Annotated in this window: 2 protein-coding genes; both read right to left on the minus strand. The window is 28.0% G+C overall.

Annotation, left to right across the window (positions count from 1 at the left end):
• Positions 1–1412, minus strand: a 1412-nt coding sequence (locus D9R21_RS06045; protein ID WP_148108860.1) for a hypothetical protein, incomplete at its 3' end; no start/stop codon positions are given.
• A gap of 13 nt (positions 1413–1425) precedes the next feature.
• Complete coding sequence (locus D9R21_RS06050; RefSeq protein WP_126821492.1) at positions 1426–1755, minus strand: hypothetical protein; 330 nt, start codon at positions 1753–1755, stop codon at positions 1426–1428.
• Positions 1756–1946 lie beyond the last annotated feature (191 nt).

Consider the following 1946-nt stretch of genomic DNA (forward strand, 5'->3'; position numbering starts at 1 on the left):
TCAAAACTTATCGGTTCATCAATATCATTCGTACCTAAGAGTTGCCCATGGGGATCATTTAAAGGTGTTGCCACAAACGGATAACTACTTGCTAATGAAATAACGGGCATTTCTTGTCATCATTCAGTACTGTTTTTAATATTGTTGTTTCAAACAAAATTATATGCTTTTAACTGCTGAAATTTTAATTCATCAGGGACAAAACCTTTTTTTGTCATTTCACTCATCAACATTGTTCTAATACTATCTAATTCCTTTTTCGTATCAGCAAAACAAGTGAAGATAATTGAAACCATTTTCAAGGTTTCGCCCCCATTTTGAACCATATTCATCAATTCTGTAAAATGTTCCAAATATGATTGATATTTGATTTCTTCACTTGTTTTGTTTGTTGTTTGAATTTCAGCACGATTAACGGCACGGTCAAGCAATTTCAATGCTGCTTGTTCTGAAATATGATGAACTTTAATATTGACATTGACATTGCTTAAATTTGCAAGATAGCCCAACCAAGTATCAGGCACCAACAACGGATATTGTGATACAGTTAAATAAGAAATAAATTTATTATCAACTGTCACATAATTAGCAAATTGTCTAATTTTATGTGGTTTATCGCCAACATTATTCGTTGGAATAATATTGCGTTGAACTAACAAATTTGTTTCTTCAAATATTGCTTTAATAAATTTAATGTTATTATCAAATTCATTAATAACATATCTTAATTTTTGATTTATTGAAGCCACATTATCACTGGTAATCTTTAAAAAGTATGCAGTTTTTAATTTTTGATTACCATATTGCAAATTCAAATATCAATTTTTTAAATTAGCTAACTGAGTTTTTTTAAACTCAGTTTTTTCTTTTTCAATTAAATTATCAATATGTTTAATTTGTTCGTTAAATTCATAAGGAATTTGAATTTTACAAATTTCAAAATCAATATCTATTGTTTTGAAAATGCTCGATAATTTATAAATAGGGATATCGCGTTCTTGTTGATTTGCCAAAGAAATATCAACCGCTTCAATACGATAAACAACAGCAACTTTATTTGAAAAAGTAATAACATTATTTTCAATTTTTTTAATTTTACTAATTTTTAAAACATCGTTATTTTGTTTTTTAACAAAAATATATTTGAATGCTGTTCAAATAAGACTGTATAGTTTAATCCCGTTTTTTGTTGGAAACATTAAAATTAAACTTGTTAATCACATAAAAATCGTTATAAGGACACTAGCGATTATTTGATACTTAAATAAAAAAGAAAATATCAACGCTGTAATTAAAAAATCAATTACAATAATGGCAATTTCAACCTTGCCAATACCACCAAGAGCATTAGAAATCGTAAAACGAATTTTACTTGCTCGTTTTGTAATAATGCGTGCTTTATTATCATCCATAATTATTCACCCCCTATATTTTTTGTTGCTTGTTAAGTCACGCAACAATTTTTTTAAATTCCGCTTGATACAAATTGATTAAGTGTTGACCTTGTCAAATTTCACTTTTTAAATGTTGTTTGCCGTTCGGGTCATATGTTCATATTGTATATTCATCATTCTTTTTAATACCCACAGCAAACAATTTTCCATTACGCAAAGCGTGAATACATTTTTTACTAATTCACACCGACAAACCTTTATGTTTGGGGATAGAAAATAAAACGGCTTTCTCGGTTTCGCGTTTTAGTTTTCTGCGGGCCAAAATGTTAACTGTTACTCATTCGTTTTGCTTTGATTCCATAACTATACAAAATCCTTTCTTATCGTTTATAACGCATTGAGTTAATATGATGTTATTCATTAAAATAACTTTCGATGCGTTACAGATTATATTTTTAAATTTATTTATCAGTAAATCACTGATTGATTTTTTCACTTGCTTTGCTATGTTGATTTTTATAACCACCAGTAAATGCGTTTTTAAATTGTGCC

Origin of the sequence: Spiroplasma endosymbiont of Megaselia nigra (genome assembly GCF_003987485.1) — a bacterium.
Classification (GTDB): domain Bacteria; phylum Bacillota_I; class Bacilli_A; order Mycoplasmatales; family Mycoplasmataceae; genus Spiroplasma.